General features: G+C 30.4%; 16 protein-coding genes. 13 read left to right on the top strand and 3 right to left on the bottom strand.

The features are described from left to right. Nucleotides 1-83: 83 nt before the first annotated feature. The 3 genes from ACIQ2J_RS13670 to ACIQ2J_RS13660 all read right to left on the bottom strand — a co-directional run bounded on the left by ACIQ2J_RS13670 (nt 84) and on the right by ACIQ2J_RS13660 (nt 4,571). Nucleotides 84-2,252 carry a choice-of-anchor L domain-containing protein gene (locus ACIQ2J_RS13670; RefSeq protein WP_396170819.1) on the bottom strand — a complete coding sequence of 723 codons (2,169 nt, stop codon included), beginning with the start codon at nt 2,250-2,252 and terminating at the stop codon, nt 84-86. Nucleotides 2,253-2,536: 284 nt separating this feature from the next. After that, nucleotides 2,537-4,276 (bottom strand): hypothetical protein, encoded by a 1,740-nt coding sequence (locus ACIQ2J_RS13665; RefSeq protein ID WP_396170817.1) that lies wholly within the window; start codon nt 4,274-4,276, stop codon nt 2,537-2,539. Further along, entirely contained in the window at nt 4,242-4,571 is a 330-nt protein-coding gene (locus ACIQ2J_RS13660) for a hypothetical protein (protein ID WP_396170815.1), read from the bottom strand. Before ACIQ2J_RS13660 ends, ACIQ2J_RS13665 begins: the two co-directional genes overlap by 35 nt. Before the next feature lie 14 nt (nt 4,572-4,585). Between ACIQ2J_RS13660 and ACIQ2J_RS13655 the strand changes: the two genes are divergently transcribed. From ACIQ2J_RS13655 to ACIQ2J_RS13595, 13 genes are all read left to right on the top strand, one after another. Further along, entirely contained in the window at nt 4,586-6,745 is a 2,160-nt protein-coding gene (locus tag ACIQ2J_RS13655; RefSeq protein WP_396170813.1) for a VapE domain-containing protein, read from the top strand. Nucleotides 6,746-7,286: 541 nt separating this feature from the next. After that, nucleotides 7,287-8,306 carry a YhcG family protein gene (locus tag ACIQ2J_RS13650; RefSeq protein WP_396170811.1) on the top strand — a complete coding sequence of 340 codons (1,020 nt, stop codon included), beginning with the start codon at nt 7,287-7,289 and terminating at the stop codon, nt 8,304-8,306. Nucleotides 8,307-8,676: 370 nt separating this feature from the next. Next, nucleotides 8,677-8,808: a hypothetical protein gene (locus ACIQ2J_RS13645; RefSeq protein WP_396170808.1), complete on the top strand. Its 132-nt coding sequence runs from the start codon at nt 8,677-8,679 to the stop codon at nt 8,806-8,808. Then, nucleotides 8,802-8,957, top strand: a complete 156-nt coding sequence (locus ACIQ2J_RS13640; protein ID WP_396170806.1) for a hypothetical protein — start codon at nt 8,802-8,804, stop codon at nt 8,955-8,957. Before ACIQ2J_RS13645 ends, ACIQ2J_RS13640 begins: the two co-directional genes overlap by 7 nt. A 52-nt stretch (nt 8,958-9,009) precedes the next feature. Next, complete coding sequence (locus ACIQ2J_RS13635) at nt 9,010-9,276, top strand: helix-turn-helix transcriptional regulator (protein WP_396170804.1); 267 nt, start codon at nt 9,010-9,012, stop codon at nt 9,274-9,276. 17 nt (nt 9,277-9,293) lie between these two features. Further along, complete coding sequence (locus tag ACIQ2J_RS13630; protein ID WP_396170802.1) at nt 9,294-9,689, top strand: (deoxy)nucleoside triphosphate pyrophosphohydrolase; 396 nt, start codon at nt 9,294-9,296, stop codon at nt 9,687-9,689. Beyond that, on the top strand, nt 9,682-13,119 hold the full coding sequence (locus ACIQ2J_RS13625) for a DUF3427 domain-containing protein (RefSeq protein WP_396170800.1): 3,438 nt from the start codon (nt 9,682-9,684) through the stop codon (nt 13,117-13,119). The genes ACIQ2J_RS13630 and ACIQ2J_RS13625 overlap by 8 nt, the downstream gene beginning before the upstream one ends. 179 nt (nt 13,120-13,298) lie before the next feature. After that, a complete protein-coding gene (locus ACIQ2J_RS13620; protein ID WP_396170798.1) occupies nt 13,299-13,586 on the top strand; it encodes a DUF6922 domain-containing protein in 288 nt (95 codons plus the stop codon). Nucleotides 13,587-13,848: 262 nt separating this feature from the next. Then, nucleotides 13,849-14,346 (top strand): hypothetical protein, encoded by a 498-nt coding sequence (locus ACIQ2J_RS13615; RefSeq protein WP_396170796.1) that lies wholly within the window; start codon nt 13,849-13,851, stop codon nt 14,344-14,346. Beyond that, nucleotides 14,339-14,758: a multiprotein-bridging factor 1 family protein gene (locus tag ACIQ2J_RS13610; protein WP_396170795.1), complete on the top strand. Its 420-nt coding sequence runs from the start codon at nt 14,339-14,341 to the stop codon at nt 14,756-14,758. Before ACIQ2J_RS13615 ends, ACIQ2J_RS13610 begins: the two co-directional genes overlap by 8 nt. A 2-nt stretch (nt 14,759-14,760) precedes the next feature. Further along, nucleotides 14,761-15,180: a hypothetical protein gene (locus ACIQ2J_RS13605; protein ID WP_396170792.1), complete on the top strand. Its 420-nt coding sequence runs from the start codon at nt 14,761-14,763 to the stop codon at nt 15,178-15,180. Nucleotides 15,181-15,624: 444 nt separating this feature from the next. After that, nucleotides 15,625-17,103, top strand: a complete 1,479-nt coding sequence (locus tag ACIQ2J_RS13600) for a Fic family protein (protein WP_396170790.1) — start codon at nt 15,625-15,627, stop codon at nt 17,101-17,103. A gap of 1,322 nt (nt 17,104-18,425) precedes the next feature. Continuing rightward, the gene (locus ACIQ2J_RS13595; RefSeq protein WP_396170788.1) at nt 18,426-18,848 is read left to right on the top strand and encodes a DUF6943 family protein; all 423 of its coding nucleotides are present in this window, start codon (nt 18,426-18,428) and stop codon (nt 18,846-18,848) included. The last annotated feature ends 269 nt before the right edge of the window (nt 18,849-19,117 follow it).

The following is a 19,117-nucleotide window of genomic DNA, read 5'->3' as shown; positions in this document are numbered from 1 at the left end:
GAAAATACTTTTATTAAAAAGTATTTAAACAACAAACCACCAAGATTTTTGGTGGTTTGTTGTGTAAATAGTGGTTATTTTAATTATTCTTTAATGAATTTTTTGGTAACTTTTTTGTCTCCGGATAGGATTTCTAAGAAGTACATTCCGTTAGAGAGTGGTTCTATATTTAAAGCATTTGTGTTTTGTGTTTGTACAAGTATTATTTTACCTGATAAATCGCTGATGGTTATTTGATCTATTGGACTATCAGAATCGGAATTTATTTGTAAGTGTTTTTGTGCCGGGTTAGGGTACAATGTAAATCCTTGGCTTGCAAAAGTAGCGCTACTTAGGGCCGCTATAAATTCGGTATTGAAAGTGTTGGTAATAATTGGGGGATTGTTGTCAAAAACTATTGAAGCTGTATTTGGGATAATATCTCCAATAGAAAATCCTGGTTTAAGTTTAACTTTAAAAGTTGCATATCCTTTTCCTATTTGAGTATTTGCAACTGAGGGGGGAAGAAAAATGTTGTTAAAACTCCATTTTAAATTAGCACCATTTCTTTCTAATATATAATCATGGCTTGCATTTATCATTCTAATTGAGGTTTCATCAATTTTTGAATCTAATACATCATTGATTTTAATATTTAGAGCATTTGCGTTTCCTGTGTTTTCAAATCGTATGGTATAAAATAGATAATCATTTGGTGTAAATTGGTTGTAAATAATTTTACCTCCATGAGTTTCCTCTACCGTGTTAGGATCATAAGCCGCTACAATTGTTTGTGTGTTGGAAGAACTATTGTTAGTGAAATTTACATCTTCTAGTGGGCCATTTATTGAAGCATTAGAAGTTAATAAATCATTGATATTAACTATTGGAATTACGGGAACATTCATGCTTACATCAATGGTTCTAGTTTCAAATGGAGTAAGATTATCATAATTAAAAGTGAATCCAGTTGCATTTGCAATGGTTCCGGCTTGACTGATTGTTGAATTGGTTATCTCAATAGGGTTGTTAAAACTTACAATTCCAGAAGTAGTTGTCAAGCTGTTATTTTGATATACAATTCTATTGATGTAATCAAAACCAGCTCTTGGGTTAGTTAATGGAACAATATTCACACTCACATCCTCAAAAGGTTGTGTTGCTTGAATAGGAAAATAATAAGTTTGATTGGAACTGCCAACTGGAATACTAATGTTGCTATAGTTAGTTGGTGCTAAAGAATAGTAAGCTGCATATTCTGAGTTAATTGCATAATTAAAATTATAACTATTGGTTCCAGTTGTATCATAAACAGAGTAGCTTCCGCTAGGAACAGTTATGGAATTTATAGTTGCCGAATTGTTTTTTTCAATTAAGAAAGTTCCATTTGGGAAATTAATTTCATTAGTGTCTTTGATGCCATTGTTATTGGAATCTACGAAGGCAACTAATTTTGTTTCTGAGCAAAGTGTAGAAGAAAAACTTCCTGCTTGTAAGAAAACAGCTGAATCAAAAAGATTATCGCCAACATTGGCAATTGCTAATTTTATGTGATAGGTTTCTCCACATTGAATATTTGAAGCAGCAGAAAGCACTGTAGTAAATCCATCGTATTGAATAGACGTGTTTAGAAGAGGTGTGGCTCCAGTTCCATTATTAACATAATAGGCGGCATTGGCATTAGAATTAACGGTGTCAATTGAAATTGGAATGGAGGTGTTTGGTATTAAAGCAATATTTTTAGCATTTCCTTCAAAAGGTCCAGAAATACCTGGTCCGCTAATAAAAAAACCAAAAACATCATTATAGGTAGTATTAACAAACTCTAAGTATTCTTCGGATGCAAAAACAAAATTGAAACTAATATTGTCTCCTTGAGCTACAAAATCAAATTCAATAATTGCTTTATTGTTTATGGTTCCTGTTGTTATTAATGCTAAATCGTTATCTCCGGGACTAATATTACTTGATGATTGAGACGCACCTCCACTATTATTAGGACCAATGGCAACTTGACCTTTTCCAGTACTTAAAAGTAATCCTTGATTAATTCCAATATTGGTAGTTGTTCCATTTGAAAAAGCATTTACTTGATCTTTAAGCATAGTTGCAATTGACAGAGAACCATTAAATTTTACATTAGAAATATAAACATTATTACCCAATAATACATTTTGAACTAATTCAGTAGGGGTATTGGTATTGTTAACAATTAATTGGGCTTGACTAGAAATTGTACCCAATAATAGTAGAAGAAGTATAGTTTTTTTCATAAAAATTTATGTTAATTAAACCCAAATATAGATATTTTTATAGAATAAACAATTTTTTTGTTTATTTAATAGCTTCAGCTGTAAAACACGATCCACAACTTAAAGAATATTATGTAAGAAAAAAAGAGGAAGCTAAGAATGCTATGCTGGTTTTAAACAATGTAAAATTGTAAGCATAGTTTTTCTGTAATTAACAGACAAACTCCATATATAAACACATATAAATTTACGGGTTAATTTTTTTATTTTTTATTTGTTTTTTATCATAGAATGCGCTATCTGGGTTATAAATCTATTTTTGTAGACAGTAAAAAATTTCGATTTATAAGTTGTGTTTGATAAATAGTAGTTGAATAATCATTTGTCGTGGTTTGGGAGTAATTTTTTACATCAAACAGGTTTTTTCCTTGCAAGCTAAAATTTAACCAGTTATATTTTTTTGATTTATATTGAAAATTAAAATCAAATAAGGATAAAGAATAATTTGAACTTAAATCAGTTTTGTAATATTCATTTGTGACAGAAAAGACCGTATTTGAAAAAGGCTTCATTATGATTTTAAAAATCGAATTAATTGATTTAATATTAGTTTTGTCTAAATTATTAAGCAAATACGTAGAGTTTGAAAAACTTAATTTGCTTTCAAAGTTTAATGGAAAATTAAATAATGAAAAAAGAAACAGATTTGCAGTATAAGTTTTTTCAGTATTATTACGTAATTCAAGACTATTAATAGAGTTTTGATAATTATTGATGGAGTATATAGAGCTGTGCTTAATTGAAAGAGGTATTTTTTTTAACGATTTATCAAAATCAAACATAAGACTTTTTGAAATAATATCTGTTGGGTTTTGAAAATAGGTGTATGTTAAAAAATTTGGATTAATGTTTAAATTAAAAGTATAAGAGTTATCAGTTTTTGTATAGCTAAGGGATAATTTTAATAATGATAATTTTATTAGGTTGTCATATTTATATAATATTGAAGCATTATTAGTTTTGATTAAATCAAATGAGACAATATTATTTTTTACTGAATTATTATTTAAAACCACATTGTTTAAAAAGAGAAAATCCTCGGATGGAGTTTTATAGTCTAATCTGTTGTTTATATAAAATGTGTGCTTTTTTTTAGTATACGTTGCACTTATTGCGTACAATGCCATTAAATCATCCTTTTTTATATCTTCAATTTTCTGTTCAATGTAATTTACAGAAGCATAAGGCTGAAATTTAATTTTACTTATTTTAAATGATATAAAATAATTGCCTGAAACTATTGATTTATTGTAAGTTAAATCATTTACAAAACTATTAAAAATAATATTGTTTTCATACAATTGAGAAGCAAATGGTTTGTTTTCATTTAAAAATGTTAGTGAATAAGTATTTTTCAGTTTCTTTAAGCTACTTAAATAAGTTATAGTATTTTCAAAAATTTGACTACTAAATTTACTTCTCTGCTCATTTGAATTTGAGTTTGATTGTGTAATAAAACTATTAGCTGGTGATGATGTAAAAATTTGAGGAATTGTATTATTTGAAAATACTGATTTTAATTGTAAAGCTTTTAGATCAGATAACTTTAATGTAAACTCAACTTTTGATTTTAAAAAAATATCTGTTGTTTTTAACTTTGAATTAAACTCGTTTGAAAAATTTTGAATTGTAGAATATTGCGAATTTGTTGATTGGGATTTAAAAATTAAATCACTTTCTAAAAGTGATTTTTTAGAGGTGTTATATGTTAATTTGGTATCAACTCTGAAATATTTTGGTTTTCGAAGATAATTATTTTCAACAATTGTTTCTGTATTATCAGTGTATGTAGTATTGTTGAAATCAACTATTGTGCTATTATCTTTATAAAAGTATATGTTGTTTCTAACTTTTATTTTTGGAGATATTTTGTACATTAAATTATTATTGGTGAACAAGTAATCATTAAAAATAGTTCTGTAAGAAGGTAAAAAGCCACTAGAAATATTTTCAGGAATATTTTTTTTTCGAAAAATAATCGACATTGAATGAATGTTCACTAGCTTCTTCAAAAACAGGTTCAAAGTTATTTGTATTGATTCCGAAATTTGAATGTGCGAGTAGACCAAAGAGTTTTATTCTTTTATTAATACCTAATATTGTAATGTCGTTTGATGCTAAAAGTTTTTTCTCGAAGCCATTTAGTAAACATATTGAACTTGAAAAATCTGTTTTATTCTTTTTTAGTTTTAAATTAAGAATTACTTTGTCGGAATCTTCAATATTTTTGAGCAAGCTATTTGATGAATAATTTTCAATTGCTTGAACTTGTTCAACCATATCAACTTTTAAAAATGATAACAGTCTTCAAGAATTTCAACGAAGTCGTTGAACATAAATCAATACCGGTAATCTTGGATGAAATCCGCACCGGAAAATACAAACACGCGATAATTTACTTGCGTAAATCATTATCTGAAAACAAATTAGAAGCCTACGAAAAAGCAAAGAAATCACTTCCAGCTTTCACACCTTCAGGAAAATTTATTGGTGGAAGAAAAATGGAGTTTTTAGATGAATATTCCAATTGCATCATTTTAGACATCGACAAATTACAACCAGAAGAATTAGCAAAAGTCAATCATTCAGCAAGACAATGCGAGTTCACTTATGCATGTTTCATTAGTCCTTCAGGGAACGGATTAAAGATTTTAGTAAAAGTTAGCAGCACAAAAGCCGAACACAAAGAAACCTTTTTAGCTATCCAGGATCATTATGAAAAAGCATTAAATCTCAAAATCGATAAATCCGGCAAGGATATAACCCGATTGTGTTTTTACTCCTGGGATGAAAATCTTTTCATAAATGAAAATGCTTCTACATTTGTCATTCCGAGCGCAGTCGAGGAACCTCTTTCGCTAGAAAGCAAACCAAAAACTGACAACCCACAACCCACAACCGACAACAGCGAAGCTATATACAACCACTGCATAAAATTCACCGAAAAAAAAGTGCAATTTGCGAATGGTAGTCGCAACGTATTCGTACACCAACTAGCCTGTAACCTAAATCGAAAAGGAGTTACATTAAACGATGCTTTGGGATATATTCTAACCGATTTCGGTTATGATGAAAAGGAAGTAACACAAACAGTGAATAGCGCCTACGGAAATGTGCACGAATTCGCCAAAAATTCCCCTCCCTTGGAGGGGTGGCCGAAGGACGGGGTGGCAAAAACAAAAAAGGAAATTCCACCTTCTGGCTCCCTCTCCTTTGGAGAGGGCTGGGGTGAGGATGACGATGAAGACAAACCAAAACCAACCCAAATAGACCGTTTAGAGTTGTTTTTATCAAGCAAATACGTTTTTCGGCACAACATTGTATCGGGTAAATTAGAATTCAAAACGATATCTTCAAGCAAGTCGCAACTCCCTCCCCTTCGGGGAGGGCTGGGGTGGGGAGTAATGAATGATTTTATTGAAAACTCAATGTTACGTGAGTGTTTAAAAGGAAGAATCAAAACAAATTTATCTTCATTAAGAAATTTACTTTATTCTGATTTCTGCCAATTATTTAATCCTTTTGAAGATTACTTTTATAATTTACCAACGTATGACGAAAAAACAGATTACATTTTAGAACTAGCCAACACAATAACGACTACAAAACAAGAACTTTGGCAGCAATGTTTTAAAAAATGGTTGGTCGCAATGGTAGGATGTGTATTAGATGAAAAAGTAATCAATCACACGGTTATTGTATTTAGTGGCAAACAAGGATTAGGAAAAACAACGTGGGTGGAGAAGCTCGTTCCCAAACAATTGAAAGAATATCTATTTTCTGGAACCATAAACCCAAACAATAAAGATACTTTAGTACAACTGGCTGAATGTATGTTAATCAATTTGGACGAGCTCGAAAACCTAAACCGTTCTGAAATTGGATCACTCAAAGAAATTATCACAAAAACTCAAATCAGAATGAGAAAAGCCTACGGACACAACAACGAAACAATGCCAAGACGCGCATCATTCGCAGGAAGTGTCAACACCGCGCAGTTCTTAAACGATAGTACAGGAAGCAGAAGATTTCTTTGTTTTGAATTGGAAGGCATCAAATACCAACACGATGTCAATATTAATGTGGCTTTTTCGCAAGCTTTGTTTCTATTCAAAAGTGGTTTTAGGTTTTGGTTCGACCAGGAAGAAATTAAATCAATCACCGAAAATAACGAACAATACCAACTCCACAGCCCAGAGGAAGAATTGCTTTTAACTTGGTTCGAGCCTTGTCCAAAAGAAGAAGCAACTCTATTTTTAAACGCGTCGCAAATAGCTGCCAAACTTGCCGACAGAACAAAATTAAATCTAAAGGATGGCACAATAAACAAATTGGGTAAAGCATTAAAAAAACACAATTTTACTAGATTAATGAGGCAAGGGAAACCAGTTTACGCAGTTAAAGAATACAGTTATGAAGAAGTCGATGCAAAAAACAAAGAAGTCGAAGAATAAAAAACAACCAAAAAGTGGAACAAAAATGTTCCACTTTTTTTATTTTCTATCATAATTAACTGAATACTACAAACTGCACACTGCACACTATTTTGCACCTATTTACTTTTATTTTAGGGTGTAAGGTGGTGTAACCACTTTTCAGCAGAAATAGTTGCAATTTTTTTTCAAAAAATAAATCGGGTAACATAGGTACTTACTAATGCAAATTAATAAACCACAAAACCCAGTTTGCACCCTATCTTCCCAATAAATCCGTTTTATTTAAATCCTTAAAAAAATAAAATCTTTTACGCGTTTTTCCCTTACACCCTACACCCTAAATTATTTTGCATTATTTTTCGCTATTTTCCTACGTTTACGGTTTTCCTCATTTATCTTTCGTTTGTTTTTTTGTATGTTTGTAGATTGTACACTTCACTTATTATCATAGTGTAATGGTAGAGTTTATTTTAATAACAATTTTGAATTGTGCATACACTGTAGGCTTTATTCAAAAAAAGAATATTTTTTTTAAAACAACAGTTGAAAATGTAATTATATGGCAGACAATACCAACAGCCTTTCAATTTCAGAAAATGAGTTATTCAATGAGTTATCACAACTTATTGAGCAAAGCAAACAACAAGTAGCGGCACAAGCTAATAGTGCTGTTACCATTTTGTTTTGGCAAGTTGGTAATCGCATCAATCAAGAAATCTTACAAAACAAACGGGCAGAATACGCAAAACAAATTGTGTCGACACTGTCGACACAATTGAGAGAACGATACGGGAATAATTTTGAAGTGAAAAATCTACGTCGAATGATTCAATTTGCAAATCAGTTTACAGATTTTCAAATTGTCGTGCCACTGGCACGACAATTGTCCTGGTCGCATTTTGTAGAGCTATTACCATTAAAAACAATGGAAGCAAAACTATTTTATGCGCAAAATGCTTCAAATAATTTATATGGAAAAAGAGAATTAAGAAGACAAATTGCCTTAAAAGCTTTTGAAAGAACAAATATTGCCGACGCACAAATCATCGAACCAACACCTATTCCATTCAATACATTCAAAGATCCTTACATTTTAGATTTATTGGGTTTACAAAACACATTTTTAGAAAAAGATTTAGAGGATGCTATTCTACACGATTTAGAAACTTTCATTCTCGAATTGGGCAAAGGTTTTACTTTTGTAGAACGCCAAAAACGGATGATTATAGATGGAGAAGATTTCAATTTAGATTTGCTTTTCTACCACAGAAAACTAAAACGATTGGTTGCCATAGAATTAAAATTAGGAAAATTCCAAGCCAAACACAAAGGACAAATGGAGTTATACCTCAAATGGTTAGATAAATACGAAAAGCAAGAAGGAGAAAACACACCTATCGGATTAATCCTTTGTGCCGAAAGCAGCCGAGAACAAATTGAACTACTCGAAATGCACAAAGACGGAATAATGGTTGCCGAATATTGGACAGACTTACCTCCAAAAAAGCAGTTCGAAGAAAAAATACACTTGCTTTTAACCGAAGCAAGAGAGAGAATAGAAAGAAAAAAATTGTTGTAGAAATTAAATAAAGCTAATAGAAAATGAAGTTTACCGATTTCCACGCCAAATACTTTGCTTACGAGTTAACCAAAAGAAGCTCATCAGATAGTATGCAAAAATTAGGCAACATTAGTTGAAAGTAAAGCAAATTAGTAAAACGTTAGTTTTGGTTTGCATTGTTTTTAGCCAATAAATCCATTAGTTAGAAAATAAAATAAATAATATTTCTTTCATTCAAAAATTGCTTACCCACCTTACCCTTCTTCAAATTGTTAATAGAATAAAATAATTTGCTAACAATTTGTTCAATATATTGCACTAAATTGCGCTAGTTTTAGTATTTTTGTTTGTAAGATAAATTATAGGATTAATTTTAATTAAAATAATCATGAGCACATACATAAGCGAAGAAGATAAATTAAAGCATCCATATTATAAATTGATGGAATTGAAAGGAGAAGCTTTGGAAACAGAATTAAATTCTTGGTCTAGATTAGAATTAATAGGATGGTTATGTTAAATGACCGTAACGGTGTTTACAAAGACGAAGAATCATTACAAGAATTTGGCAATACGGTATGTAAAGAAGAAGCTATTGAAACCCAACTTAACAGAAATATTTTTTTTACAAATGAATATAAAAGTTGGGTTCATGACTTCCAAAATTAAAATAAAAACGTAGGAATAAATTATTACCAGACAAATAACAGAAGCGTAAAAAATGACAAACAGTGACACTCAAATAGCAGCCAATTCAATAGAAAGTTACCTTCACGACTGTCGCTTAAAGATGGGAGAATCCATTCGGGAAATTCGAGAAAAAAAAGGGTATAATCAAGAACAATTAGCTGAAATTATGAAAGTAAGTAGGACAACAATATCTAAAATTGAAAGTGGAAAATTCAATTGCAGTATAGATTACCTATCTAAATTTTCATGGTTTTTAGGGTTTGATTTTAAAATTTATGAACGGAAAAATATTGAATAATTGAATCAAACTAAAGAATGAAAAAAATTGAAGTAGTAGCAGCAATTATATATTTTAACGATAAAATTTTATGTGTTCAAAGACCTAAAAACAAGTTGTCATATATATCTGAAAAATTTGAATTTCCTGGCGGGAAAATTGAACAAGGCGAAACACAAAAAGAAGCCTTACAGCGTGAATTATTGGAAGAATTAAATATTATAACTGATATCAAATCTCACTTTATTACTGTAGTTCATCAATATCCAGATTTTGAATTGACTATGCACGGTTTTATTTGTGAAGTTAAAACAAAAGAAGTCGAACTTAATGAGCACATTGCATTAGATTGGTTAAGTATAAATGAGCTTAGTAAACTTGATTGGGCTGCTGCAGATATTCCAATAGTAAATAAATTAGTAATGAATGGATAAGTTAATTCAAATTTTCAATTCCAGTATGCAAACTGGTTATATTGATAAAAATATTATATCTGACGTTACTTATCAACCTGAGCTACTTGTCAATCAAAAAAATCCGCCAAAAAAAGTTCTGTCTACAATACTTCACGAGCTTGAAAATTGTAATCAGTTTTATATCTCAGTGGCATTTGTTACGACTAGTGGAGTTGCTACAATAATCAACAAACTAAAACAATTAGAAAATCGTGAAATAAAAGGGGAAATTTTAGTCTCTCAATACTTAAATTTTACGCAACCAGAAGCATTAAAAAGATTATTACAATTCAAAAATATTGATTTAAGGATTGCTACTTTAGGAAACGCTCATTCAAAAGGTTATATATTTAAAAATAACGAACATTATAATTTGATTGTTGGCAGCAGTAATTTAACTGCCCAAGCCCTGTCAACCAATAAAGAATGGAATATTAAAGTCTCTGCTTTAGATGAGAGTGGTATTGTTGAAAAAGTAATTAATGAATTTCAATCTGATTTTCAAAAAGCTACACAAGTAACGAAAGAATTTATATCGTATTACGAAGAAATTTATCAAAATCAATTTCTACTCAATAAGAAAAATTCAAGTGAAAATTTTATTGAATCCCAAATAATTATAACTCCAAATTCAATGCAAATCGAAGCATTGGAAAATTTAAAAAATTTACGAGAAGAGAAAAAGAAAAAAGCTTTAATTATTTCTGCTACTGGAACAGGAAAAACCTATTTATCAGCTTTTGATGCAAAAGCCTTTAAACCTAAGAAATTATTATTTGTAGTTCATAGATTAACCATTGCAAAAGATTCATTAAAAACATTTCAAAAAGTTTTTGGAGAAACTAAAAAAATGGGATTGTATTCGGGTGAAAAAAGAGATTTAGATTGTGATTTTGTGTTTTCTACGATACAAACAATTTCAAAATTAACTCACCTTGAAAACTTTGCTAAAGATCATTTTGATTATATAATCATTGATGAAACTCATAGGTCTGGCGCTGATTCCTATTTGAGACTAATAGATTACTTTGAACCTAAGTTTCTATTAGGAATGACCGCAACTCCTGAAAGAACCGATGGTAATGATATTTTTCAATTATTTGACCACAACATTGCTTATGAAATTAGATTAAACAGAGCAATGGAGGAAGAAATGCTAAGTACATTTCATTATTATGGTGTAACGGATTTATTAATTGATGATAATGAGATTGATAATAAATCGGATTTTAATTTATTAATATCTAATGAAAGGGTTAACAGAGTAATTGAACAAGCCAATTTTTATGGAAGTGATAATGGTATAACACGAGGCTTAATATTTTGTTCAAGAAAAAAAGAAGCAATTGAGCTTTCTACTTTATTTAATTTAAATGGATTTAAAACTGTTGCATTAACTGGAGATAGTTCTGAAGAAGAACGAGCTAATGCTATTGAAAAATTAGAATCCGATAATTTAAATGAAAAGTTAGATTATATTTTTACAGTTGACATTTTTAATGAAGGGATTGATATTCCTAAAATTAATCAAATCATAATGCTTCGACCTACAGAATCAGCAATTATTTTCATTCAGCAATTGGGGAGAGGGTTAAGAAAAGTTGATGGGAAAAGCTATGTGACTGTTATCGATTTTATTGGGAATTACGAAAATAATTATCTAATTCCTATTGCATTATATGGCGATACTTCTTATAACAAAGATTCTTTAAGGAAGTTAATTACAGAGGGAAGCAGGATGATTCCTGGTGCCTCGACGATAAACTTTGATGAAATTACCAAAGAGAAAATATTTCAATCTATTGATTCTGCCAACATGCAATTGTTGTCTGATTTGAAAAAAGATTATAACCTTTTAAAATATAAACTTGGTAGAATTCCTATGATGATGGATTTTATTGAACATGGTTCAAGAGATCCCTATTTGTATGTAAATTATGCAAATTCGTATTATAATTTCATCTTGAAAGTTGAGAAAGAATACAAATCTGATTTATCCATAAAGCAAATTAAACTTTTAGAATTGTTTTCAAAAGAAATAAATAATTCAAAAAGAGTTGAAGAAAGTTTAATCATCAAATTATTAATTGAATCAGGTAAACTATCCGAAAAGTATTTAAAAGAAATGGTTTTAAAAAAATATAAGTATTCCATTTCCGACGAAACCATTAATTCTTGCATTTCTAATTTAAATTTTGAGTTTATTAGAGAAAAAAAAGATAATAAATTACTTTCCGCAAAAGAAATTTATGCTTTGGATATTTTAAAAATGGAAAATGGAAATATTGTCTTTTCTAACCCATTTTTATCGTTCTTAAATCAAGATACTTTTAAAAAATATTTATTGGACACTACCGAATATTCTATTCATGAATATGATAAACAATTTGATTCGAATAATTGGCAAAATGGATTTGTACTTTATAGAAAGTATTCGCGTAAAGATGTATTTAGAATATTAAATGTTGAAGAAAATCCTGTCGCTCAAAACGTTGGAGGTTATTTAGTAAGTCCCGATAATACTCATTGCCCTATATTTGTTAACTATCATAAAGAAGAAGGTATTTCTGAATCTACAAAATATGAAGACAAATTTGTAAATACTAAAGAATTTGATTGGATGTCAAAATCTAATAGAAAAATAAACAGTAATGATGTTCAATCTATTTTAGGTAAAAATGGCGCCATTAGACTTCCACTTTTCATTAAAAAAAATAATGACGAAGGAATGGACTTTTATTATATGGGAGAAGTAAGTCCTGAACTGAATCAGATTGAACAAACCACTATGAGTAATGATAGTGGAAAACAAGTTTCAGTTGTAAAAATTCGTTTCAATTTGGCAAGCCCTGTTTCTATTTCAATGTATAATTATTTAGAAGAAAATATAGTTGTAAAAGCTAATAATCCTAATAAGAAAAATGTTAGTGCTCAAGAACAAGACATTATAAATTTTGAACCAAGATTAAAAAATCCAATACCACTTTATGACTTCTATGCAGCAGCAGGAACCTTTAGTGAGATTCAATCTGAAAAAGATTTCACATTAATTGAAGGCCCTGAAAACAGCACTAAAGGAGATTATTTTGCTTGTAAAATAGTTGGTGAATCAATGAATAGAGTAATTCCTAATGGTTCAATTTGTTTATTTAAACCTTATACCGGTGGCAGCAGAAACGGAAAAATAGTTTTAGTTGAAAACATTGATATTCAAGACCAAGACTTCAATTCTGCTTTTACAATTAAGACGTATTCCAGTGAAAAAGTAATATCTGAAGAAGGTTGGGAACACACTTCAATTGTATTAAGACCAAATTCATTTGATGCATCTTATAAAAACATCCTAATTAATGAAGAAAATGGTAAGGAAATGAGAGTTGTTGGGGAGTTCATTTCAATTAATAATTAATCAAAATTTAGTTATATATTACCTAAACTCACAGCTGCCGTTTGCTTCATTTCAATAATGACTATTTTCATAGCTATTATTGGTTTTCTTTTAGATTTACAGTAAGTCGCTAAAATCAAAGAAGTTAAACTTTTTTATAATAGTGCACCATATAACTCTAAATTGATTATTTTTGCATAGTGAACAAATCAGTAAACATAGCAACAATTTTTCCCAAACACTTATTTTGGGATATGGATTATAGTAAACTTAATCTTTCTAAAGATAAAGCTATTATTATCCCAAGAGCTTTGTTTGCAACAACTCCAGAAACATTTGAAACAGATATTCAAAAATTAGAAGAATTATATTCTACTAAAGATATTGTTAAATACTTAAGATTAACAACAGAAAATATCAGTAACAAAGTTTGTGTAAGTGTTTCAAAAAGATACAATGTAAAACCATTTCTTCGTTTTTCACTATAATTTATGAAGGCCGTTAAAACTAATAAAGCCCAATAAACAAAGGTGTTTTTTGTTGTGAACAAAGATTAATTGTTAAAAATTTTGGTAAATTATTCATATGTATTTATATTTACATCAATAGTACCAGTAGCGCTTCCCATAAGAACAGCCTTCTGGTCTTTTTTTTTATTTTTTTTTAAAAATTAGTATATTTTTGTTAATTATCACTAAATTTCACTTATAAGTGAAATATTTATTTACCTTTGTACACCTTTTTAAAGAAATGAATTGCGAGATAGTAAAATTAGAAGAGTTTAGTGGTAATGAAGCTTCAGTATATTCAATTTATATTGAGGAAGAGAAGATGACTTTATACGACAGATTTATTATTGAAAATAAAGCGCAATTTTTAACTGAGATAACAGATATTAATAAAAGACTTATCAATATTGGCAAAATTGGTGCGCGAGAAAATTTCTTTAAAATTAATGAAGGTAACCCAGGTGATGGAGTATGTGCTTTATATGATAACCCAAATTCAAATTTACGACTGTATTGCATAAGATATGCTACAAGTATTGTTTTAATTGGAGGTGGTGGCTATAAACCAAAAACGATAAGAGCTTTACAAGAGGATGAAAAACTCAATGAAGAAAATGATTTTCTTAAGCAACTTTCTAAAGAAATCAAACAAAGAATGTTAGATAAAGAATTAAAATTTACTACTAATTATTTAGATTTTGAAGGAGATATTAACTTTAATTTTAATGATGATGAATAACAAACCTAGAACATACAAAAGCCCTATACTTTCAGAACTTATTGAAAATATTTCTCAAGAAGAACTGGAGAAAACAGAAAGCAAAATGCGTCTTGCTGTAAAAATTGCTGATGCAATTAAAGCTAAAGGGTATGGAAAAACTGAATTTGCAAAAAAAATTAAGAAAAACAATTCCGAAATAAGCAAATGGTTAAGTGGTACTCACAATTTCACACACGACACACTAATTCTTTTACAAAAAGAACTAGATGTTAATTTAGTTAATTCTGTGATAAATGAAAAGATAGAAATTAAAAACATACATATAGTAGCTCAAAGTTCAAATAGCTCAAACAATAATTTTAATTTATCTAGAATATTTAATTTCAAAAAAAATGTTTATGTAAATACATATTCACTTTCTACAATTTAATTATGGAACAAGAAAAAAATAGTAGCTTTAGGTTAAAGAATATAGAATTTTCGGAATCAAGTATAGTAGGCATTGATTACACAATAAGTACTGATACAATTTTCAAATTCAATATTAACATAGAGCATTTAGTAAACATCGATGAAAATTGGATTGCTATAAAACCAAATATTGAAATATTTACAGAAGAAAGTGATGTCATTTTAGGTAAACTTTCATCAAGTTTAATTTTTGAATTTGAAAATTTAGCTAGTTATGTTGTAGAAAAAGAAGTGAAATTACCTTCAGACATAATTATTGCAATGAACTCTATTTCAATTTCAACAATTCGTGGCATAATGTTTTCTACATTTAAAGGAACGTATTTACACAATGCCTTTTTACCTGTAATAGATCCTAAGGCATTTAATATTGAAAAATAGTTTTTAAATTATTTTAATTAATGATTGTACCAGTAATGCTTCCCATTAGAACAGCTTACTGGTCTTTTTTTTAATATAAAGTAGAGAAATTTCATTATCTCATTCAACTATCCAATAACTGTCATTGTGAGGAGGAAACGACGAAACAATCTCAAGTATTCCTAGCTCAATGCTGCCGTTTGCTTCATTTCACTAATTTTATCTTAGTTCTCAATATTTTTGCAATAGTATTTATTTTAAATTAGGTCATACAAATATTACTTTACTGGAAAAATTTTGTTTAAAATCTTGCATTACTGGAAAACAAACCACTTTTCATGCCAAAAATCTGGGTTTACTGGAAAGTAAAAAACATACCAAAAATCTTTATAATGGAAAATATTTGCAATTAAAAGTGTTTTACTGGAAATTAATAGCTACTTTTGAGTTGTAAAAGCAATTCTAATGGAAAATAACATACCAATCCACTTGCAAGAAGTACTATTTGCTTCAAGCGATACAGCCATAAGCAGACAATTAGGAAAGCTAGAAGAATCGGGGCAAATAAAAAAAATTGCACCACGAATTTATACCTCTAATTTCAATGAAACGGCTGAGGTAATAATTAGAAGAAACATATTTACAATTTTAGGTAAACTATATCCAGGAGCAGTAGTAAGCCATCGTTCCGCTTTAGAATTCAAACCTACAGCAGCGAATCAAATATTTGTAACCTATACCTATACCAAGAAAATTGAGTTGCCAGGCATAACAATTCGTTTCATGGAAGGATTGCCTGCAATTGAAGGAGATAACCCATTTTCTGGAGAATTATTTGTATCACAACAGGAAAGAGCATTTTTAGAAAACTTACAAACATCACGTCAAGTAGGACCCACTTCCAAAACAATTACGTTACCAGAAATTGAAAACAAATTAGAACAAATAGTACAAGTAAAAGGAGAAGAAGGGCTAAACCAGTTCAGAGACAAAGCAAGAGAAATAGCAGAAAAACTAGGAATGCAATCGGAGTTTGAAAAACTAAACAAACTAATAAGTGCTTTACTAACAACAAAACCGTCCAAGATACTAACTTCACCAATGGCAGTGGCAAGAGCTTTGGGAAATCCGTATGATAAACAGCGTTTAGAATTATTTGAAAAACTGTTTATAGAATTACAGCAACAGCCATACAAAGACCGGCAAGATGTAAATACAGAAACTAATGCTTTTAGAAACTTTGCTTTCTTTGAGGCTTATTTTTCAAACTATATCGAAGGAACTATTTTTGAAATAGAAGAAGCCAAAAGCATCATTCAAACCGAAATACCAATTCCAAATCGTGATGAAGATTCACACGACATTTTAGGAACATACAAATTAGTAAGCAATCAAAAGGAAATGAGTACAACACCAACAAATCCTGATGAACTGCTAAACATACTACAATACAGACATCAAATACTTTTAGCAGCTAGAACCTCAAAAAAGCCCGGACAATTCAAAGATAAAAATAACCGTGCAGGAGAAACTCATTTTGTAGACCATACTTTAGTAAGAGGAACTTTAATAAAAGGATTTGACTATTATCAAGCTTTGCAAGAACCATTTGCCAAAGCAGCTTACATCATGTTTATGATAAGCGAAATTCACCCATTCCTTGACGGAAACGGAAGAATAGCAAGAGTAATGATGAATGCCGAATTAGTAAAAGCAAACCAAACAAGAATCATAATTCCAACGGTTTACCGCGATGATTATTTGGGAGCATTAAGAAGACTGACAAGAAATGATGATCCAGCAGTTTACATAAGAATGTTACAAAGAGCACAAGAATTCAGCGCAACATTAATAGCAAACGACATGGAAGCATTAGAAAATCACTTAACCCAAAGCAACGCTTTCAAAGAACACGACGAAGCAAAATTGAAGATACTTCTGTAGTGATAAAGACGTGCAGAAAAAGTTAGTAGTAGAATTGATGTTTTAGTTTCCAGTTGGCATCCCTTCCCAACGCTCAAAAAAAAATTACTGTCATGGTTATTGGTGCAATAACACGTTCACTGCGTGACTTGCGCCAGTAAATTTTTTTTCCCAAGCTTCTTTACATAATGTGGCATTATGGTTCTGCGAAGCCATAATAACATTATGTAAAAAAGCCCCTCGGCCAACGCGCTTGGCAGTGGCTCCAGGGCAACTTTTTGAGCAGCTTCCATCGCACCAGCCGGCTACTCAAAAAACCACCCTTCGCCACTGCCTTCAACAACGTTCAGTATTTCATAGGAAACTTTACGGTTACCAGTTATTTCAAGAACTTTTTCGTTAACTATTTTTAGCAACTTTATCCATAAATTGGATTTATAATTTCATTGCTTCTGCGCGTGCCTTAACCATTCCAATTGCCATATTTCAATACATTCAACTTTCGATTCTAAACACGTATCAGGCACCCACAAAACCAAAATTCCCAGCAAGAGTATCTTTTTTTATTTGCTACAACTTCAGTAGTAATTGCTTTCACCTTAGCGAAAGCCCTTAAATTTCCAATTCCAATCTATCGCAAAATGGAACCCTAAATTTCAGAACAACACTCAGGGCATCCGCTAAACCTAAAAGCAATCAGAAATTATCAATAAGCAAATAAAAAAACGATACCCTTGCCCGCGCTTCTGCCCCGTCGCACTCGGCAAGTGTTTGCATTGTTTTTTGAAGATGCCTTTCCTTTTCTGAACAACTATTTTAGTAATTCATAATTCTCAATTCATAATTAACTTTAGGCATCCTCAAAAAAACAAACGAAAGGAAAGAGTGTGAAATTTCGTTACGGGTTGAAAAACAGTGTTATTTAGTAGTTGGTTTTTTCATCCCTCCACCAAAATTTCACACCCTTTCCCAAGACGTTTATCTTTCAATTCAACTCCCAAAAACACAATCCCACTCCGTTTCTACACTAATTCTAAAAATCACATTTACAATTTCGGAAACAAAACAAAAAAATAAAAAAAAAGGAAGCAAAGATAAGTTCCAGGTTTACAATAAAGCAAGTTCAAGCCCTTCGGGTTTCAGATAAAATCTCCACCCTATCGGGTAGTATTTTATCTGAAAAACTTGCTTTATTGAAACCTTCCACTTGAACAAATGGCTTTCTTTTTTTCTTTTTTTTCTTTTGAAATGTTTTATGAGTCGAGCATCGCGAGGCACTCCAGTAATTCAACAAAAAATCTGCGAAAAATTGAAAATCTAATCAATTTTTAAAGCCGAATGTTATGCAGAATTTCATCATCAAAACACACCGAGTTGGAACAATTTATTCAAAACCGCATTTATTCCTACTTAACAAAGGGATGAACAGCGGAAAGCCACAAAAAGAACCTTTTACAAATAGTTTCGTTATCCTATTTGAAAACGAATCCGATTTTGATTTAATAAATCTTACCGCTTTTGCCCTTTGGAAAACAAAATTTTGGCATCCGTTCCTGTGCGGTTCCGTTATTCCTTTTCTGCGGCTCCACGATTTAAGAAAAGAATTTTCTACCAAAGTGAATCAAGAAATTAAGGACCACCAGGAGCACCTTAAAAACATGGAAACGCTAAAGCTTTTAGAACAAAGCGAAAAACGTTTCCATGAAAATCTAAATCTTATTAACGATATGCGAAGAGTAATTTTATACCGCTACTGCAACCGATGATTTGATTTTGAAAAGAATTGAAACTACTTTTTTGCACTTTATAAGCTATTTGAGTGCAACATAAAGGCGATATAAACGCACCACTTAAATTAATCGGATAAAAACGAAGCAAAGCATAGTTAAGCAAGGTTATAAACTAATTAAGCTCCGTAAAACGGAGCTTAATTTAGTTACTGAAGCAATTCTTTTTTATTATTCTACTTTTTCTTCAGGTGCAATTTTCGGTTCTTCTTCCGATTTTACTCCAGTTTGTGCAACTGCTGAAACAA

Origin of the sequence: Flavobacterium sp., assembly GCF_044357305.1 — a bacterium.
In the GTDB taxonomy this organism is placed as follows: Bacteria; Bacteroidota; Bacteroidia; order Flavobacteriales; family Flavobacteriaceae; genus Flavobacterium.
This window is presented reverse-complemented; position numbering and strand designations above follow the sequence as displayed.

What these genes read in the sequence shown, in the direction of transcription:
- ACIQ2J_RS13640 (WP_396170806.1), top strand. Translation starts at nt 8,802, where the DNA reads ATGTTAAATGACCGTAACGGTGTTTACAAAGACGAAGAATCATTACAA.
- ACIQ2J_RS13625 (WP_396170800.1), top strand. Translation starts at nt 9,682, where the DNA reads ATGGATAAGTTAATTCAAATTTTCAATTCCAGTATGCAAACTGGTTAT.
- ACIQ2J_RS13605 (WP_396170792.1), top strand. Translation starts at nt 14,761, where the DNA reads ATGGAACAAGAAAAAAATAGTAGCTTTAGGTTAAAGAATATAGAATTT.
- ACIQ2J_RS13600 (WP_396170790.1), top strand. Translation starts at nt 15,625, where the DNA reads ATGGAAAATAACATACCAATCCACTTGCAAGAAGTACTATTTGCTTCA.
- ACIQ2J_RS13670 (WP_396170819.1), bottom strand. Translation starts at nt 2,252, where the DNA reads ATGAAAAAAACTATACTTCTTCTACTATTATTGGGTACAATTTCTAGT.
- ACIQ2J_RS13610 (WP_396170795.1), top strand. Translation starts at nt 14,339, where the DNA reads ATGAATAACAAACCTAGAACATACAAAAGCCCTATACTTTCAGAACTT.
- ACIQ2J_RS13660 (WP_396170815.1), bottom strand. Translation starts at nt 4,571, where the DNA reads ATGGTTGAACAAGTTCAAGCAATTGAAAATTATTCATCAAATAGCTTG.
- ACIQ2J_RS13655 (WP_396170813.1), top strand. Translation starts at nt 4,586, where the DNA reads ATGATAACAGTCTTCAAGAATTTCAACGAAGTCGTTGAACATAAATCA.
- ACIQ2J_RS13595 (WP_396170788.1), top strand. Translation starts at nt 18,426, where the DNA reads ATGCAGAATTTCATCATCAAAACACACCGAGTTGGAACAATTTATTCA.
- ACIQ2J_RS13615 (WP_396170796.1), top strand. Translation starts at nt 13,849, where the DNA reads ATGAATTGCGAGATAGTAAAATTAGAAGAGTTTAGTGGTAATGAAGCT.
- ACIQ2J_RS13630 (WP_396170802.1), top strand. Translation starts at nt 9,294, where the DNA reads ATGAAAAAAATTGAAGTAGTAGCAGCAATTATATATTTTAACGATAAA.
- ACIQ2J_RS13635 (WP_396170804.1), top strand. Translation starts at nt 9,010, where the DNA reads ATGACAAACAGTGACACTCAAATAGCAGCCAATTCAATAGAAAGTTAC.
- ACIQ2J_RS13645 (WP_396170808.1), top strand. Translation starts at nt 8,677, where the DNA reads ATGAGCACATACATAAGCGAAGAAGATAAATTAAAGCATCCATATTAT.
- ACIQ2J_RS13650 (WP_396170811.1), top strand. Translation starts at nt 7,287, where the DNA reads ATGGCAGACAATACCAACAGCCTTTCAATTTCAGAAAATGAGTTATTC.
- ACIQ2J_RS13665 (WP_396170817.1), bottom strand. Translation starts at nt 4,276, where the DNA reads ATGTCGATTATTTTTCGAAAAAAAAATATTCCTGAAAATATTTCTAGT.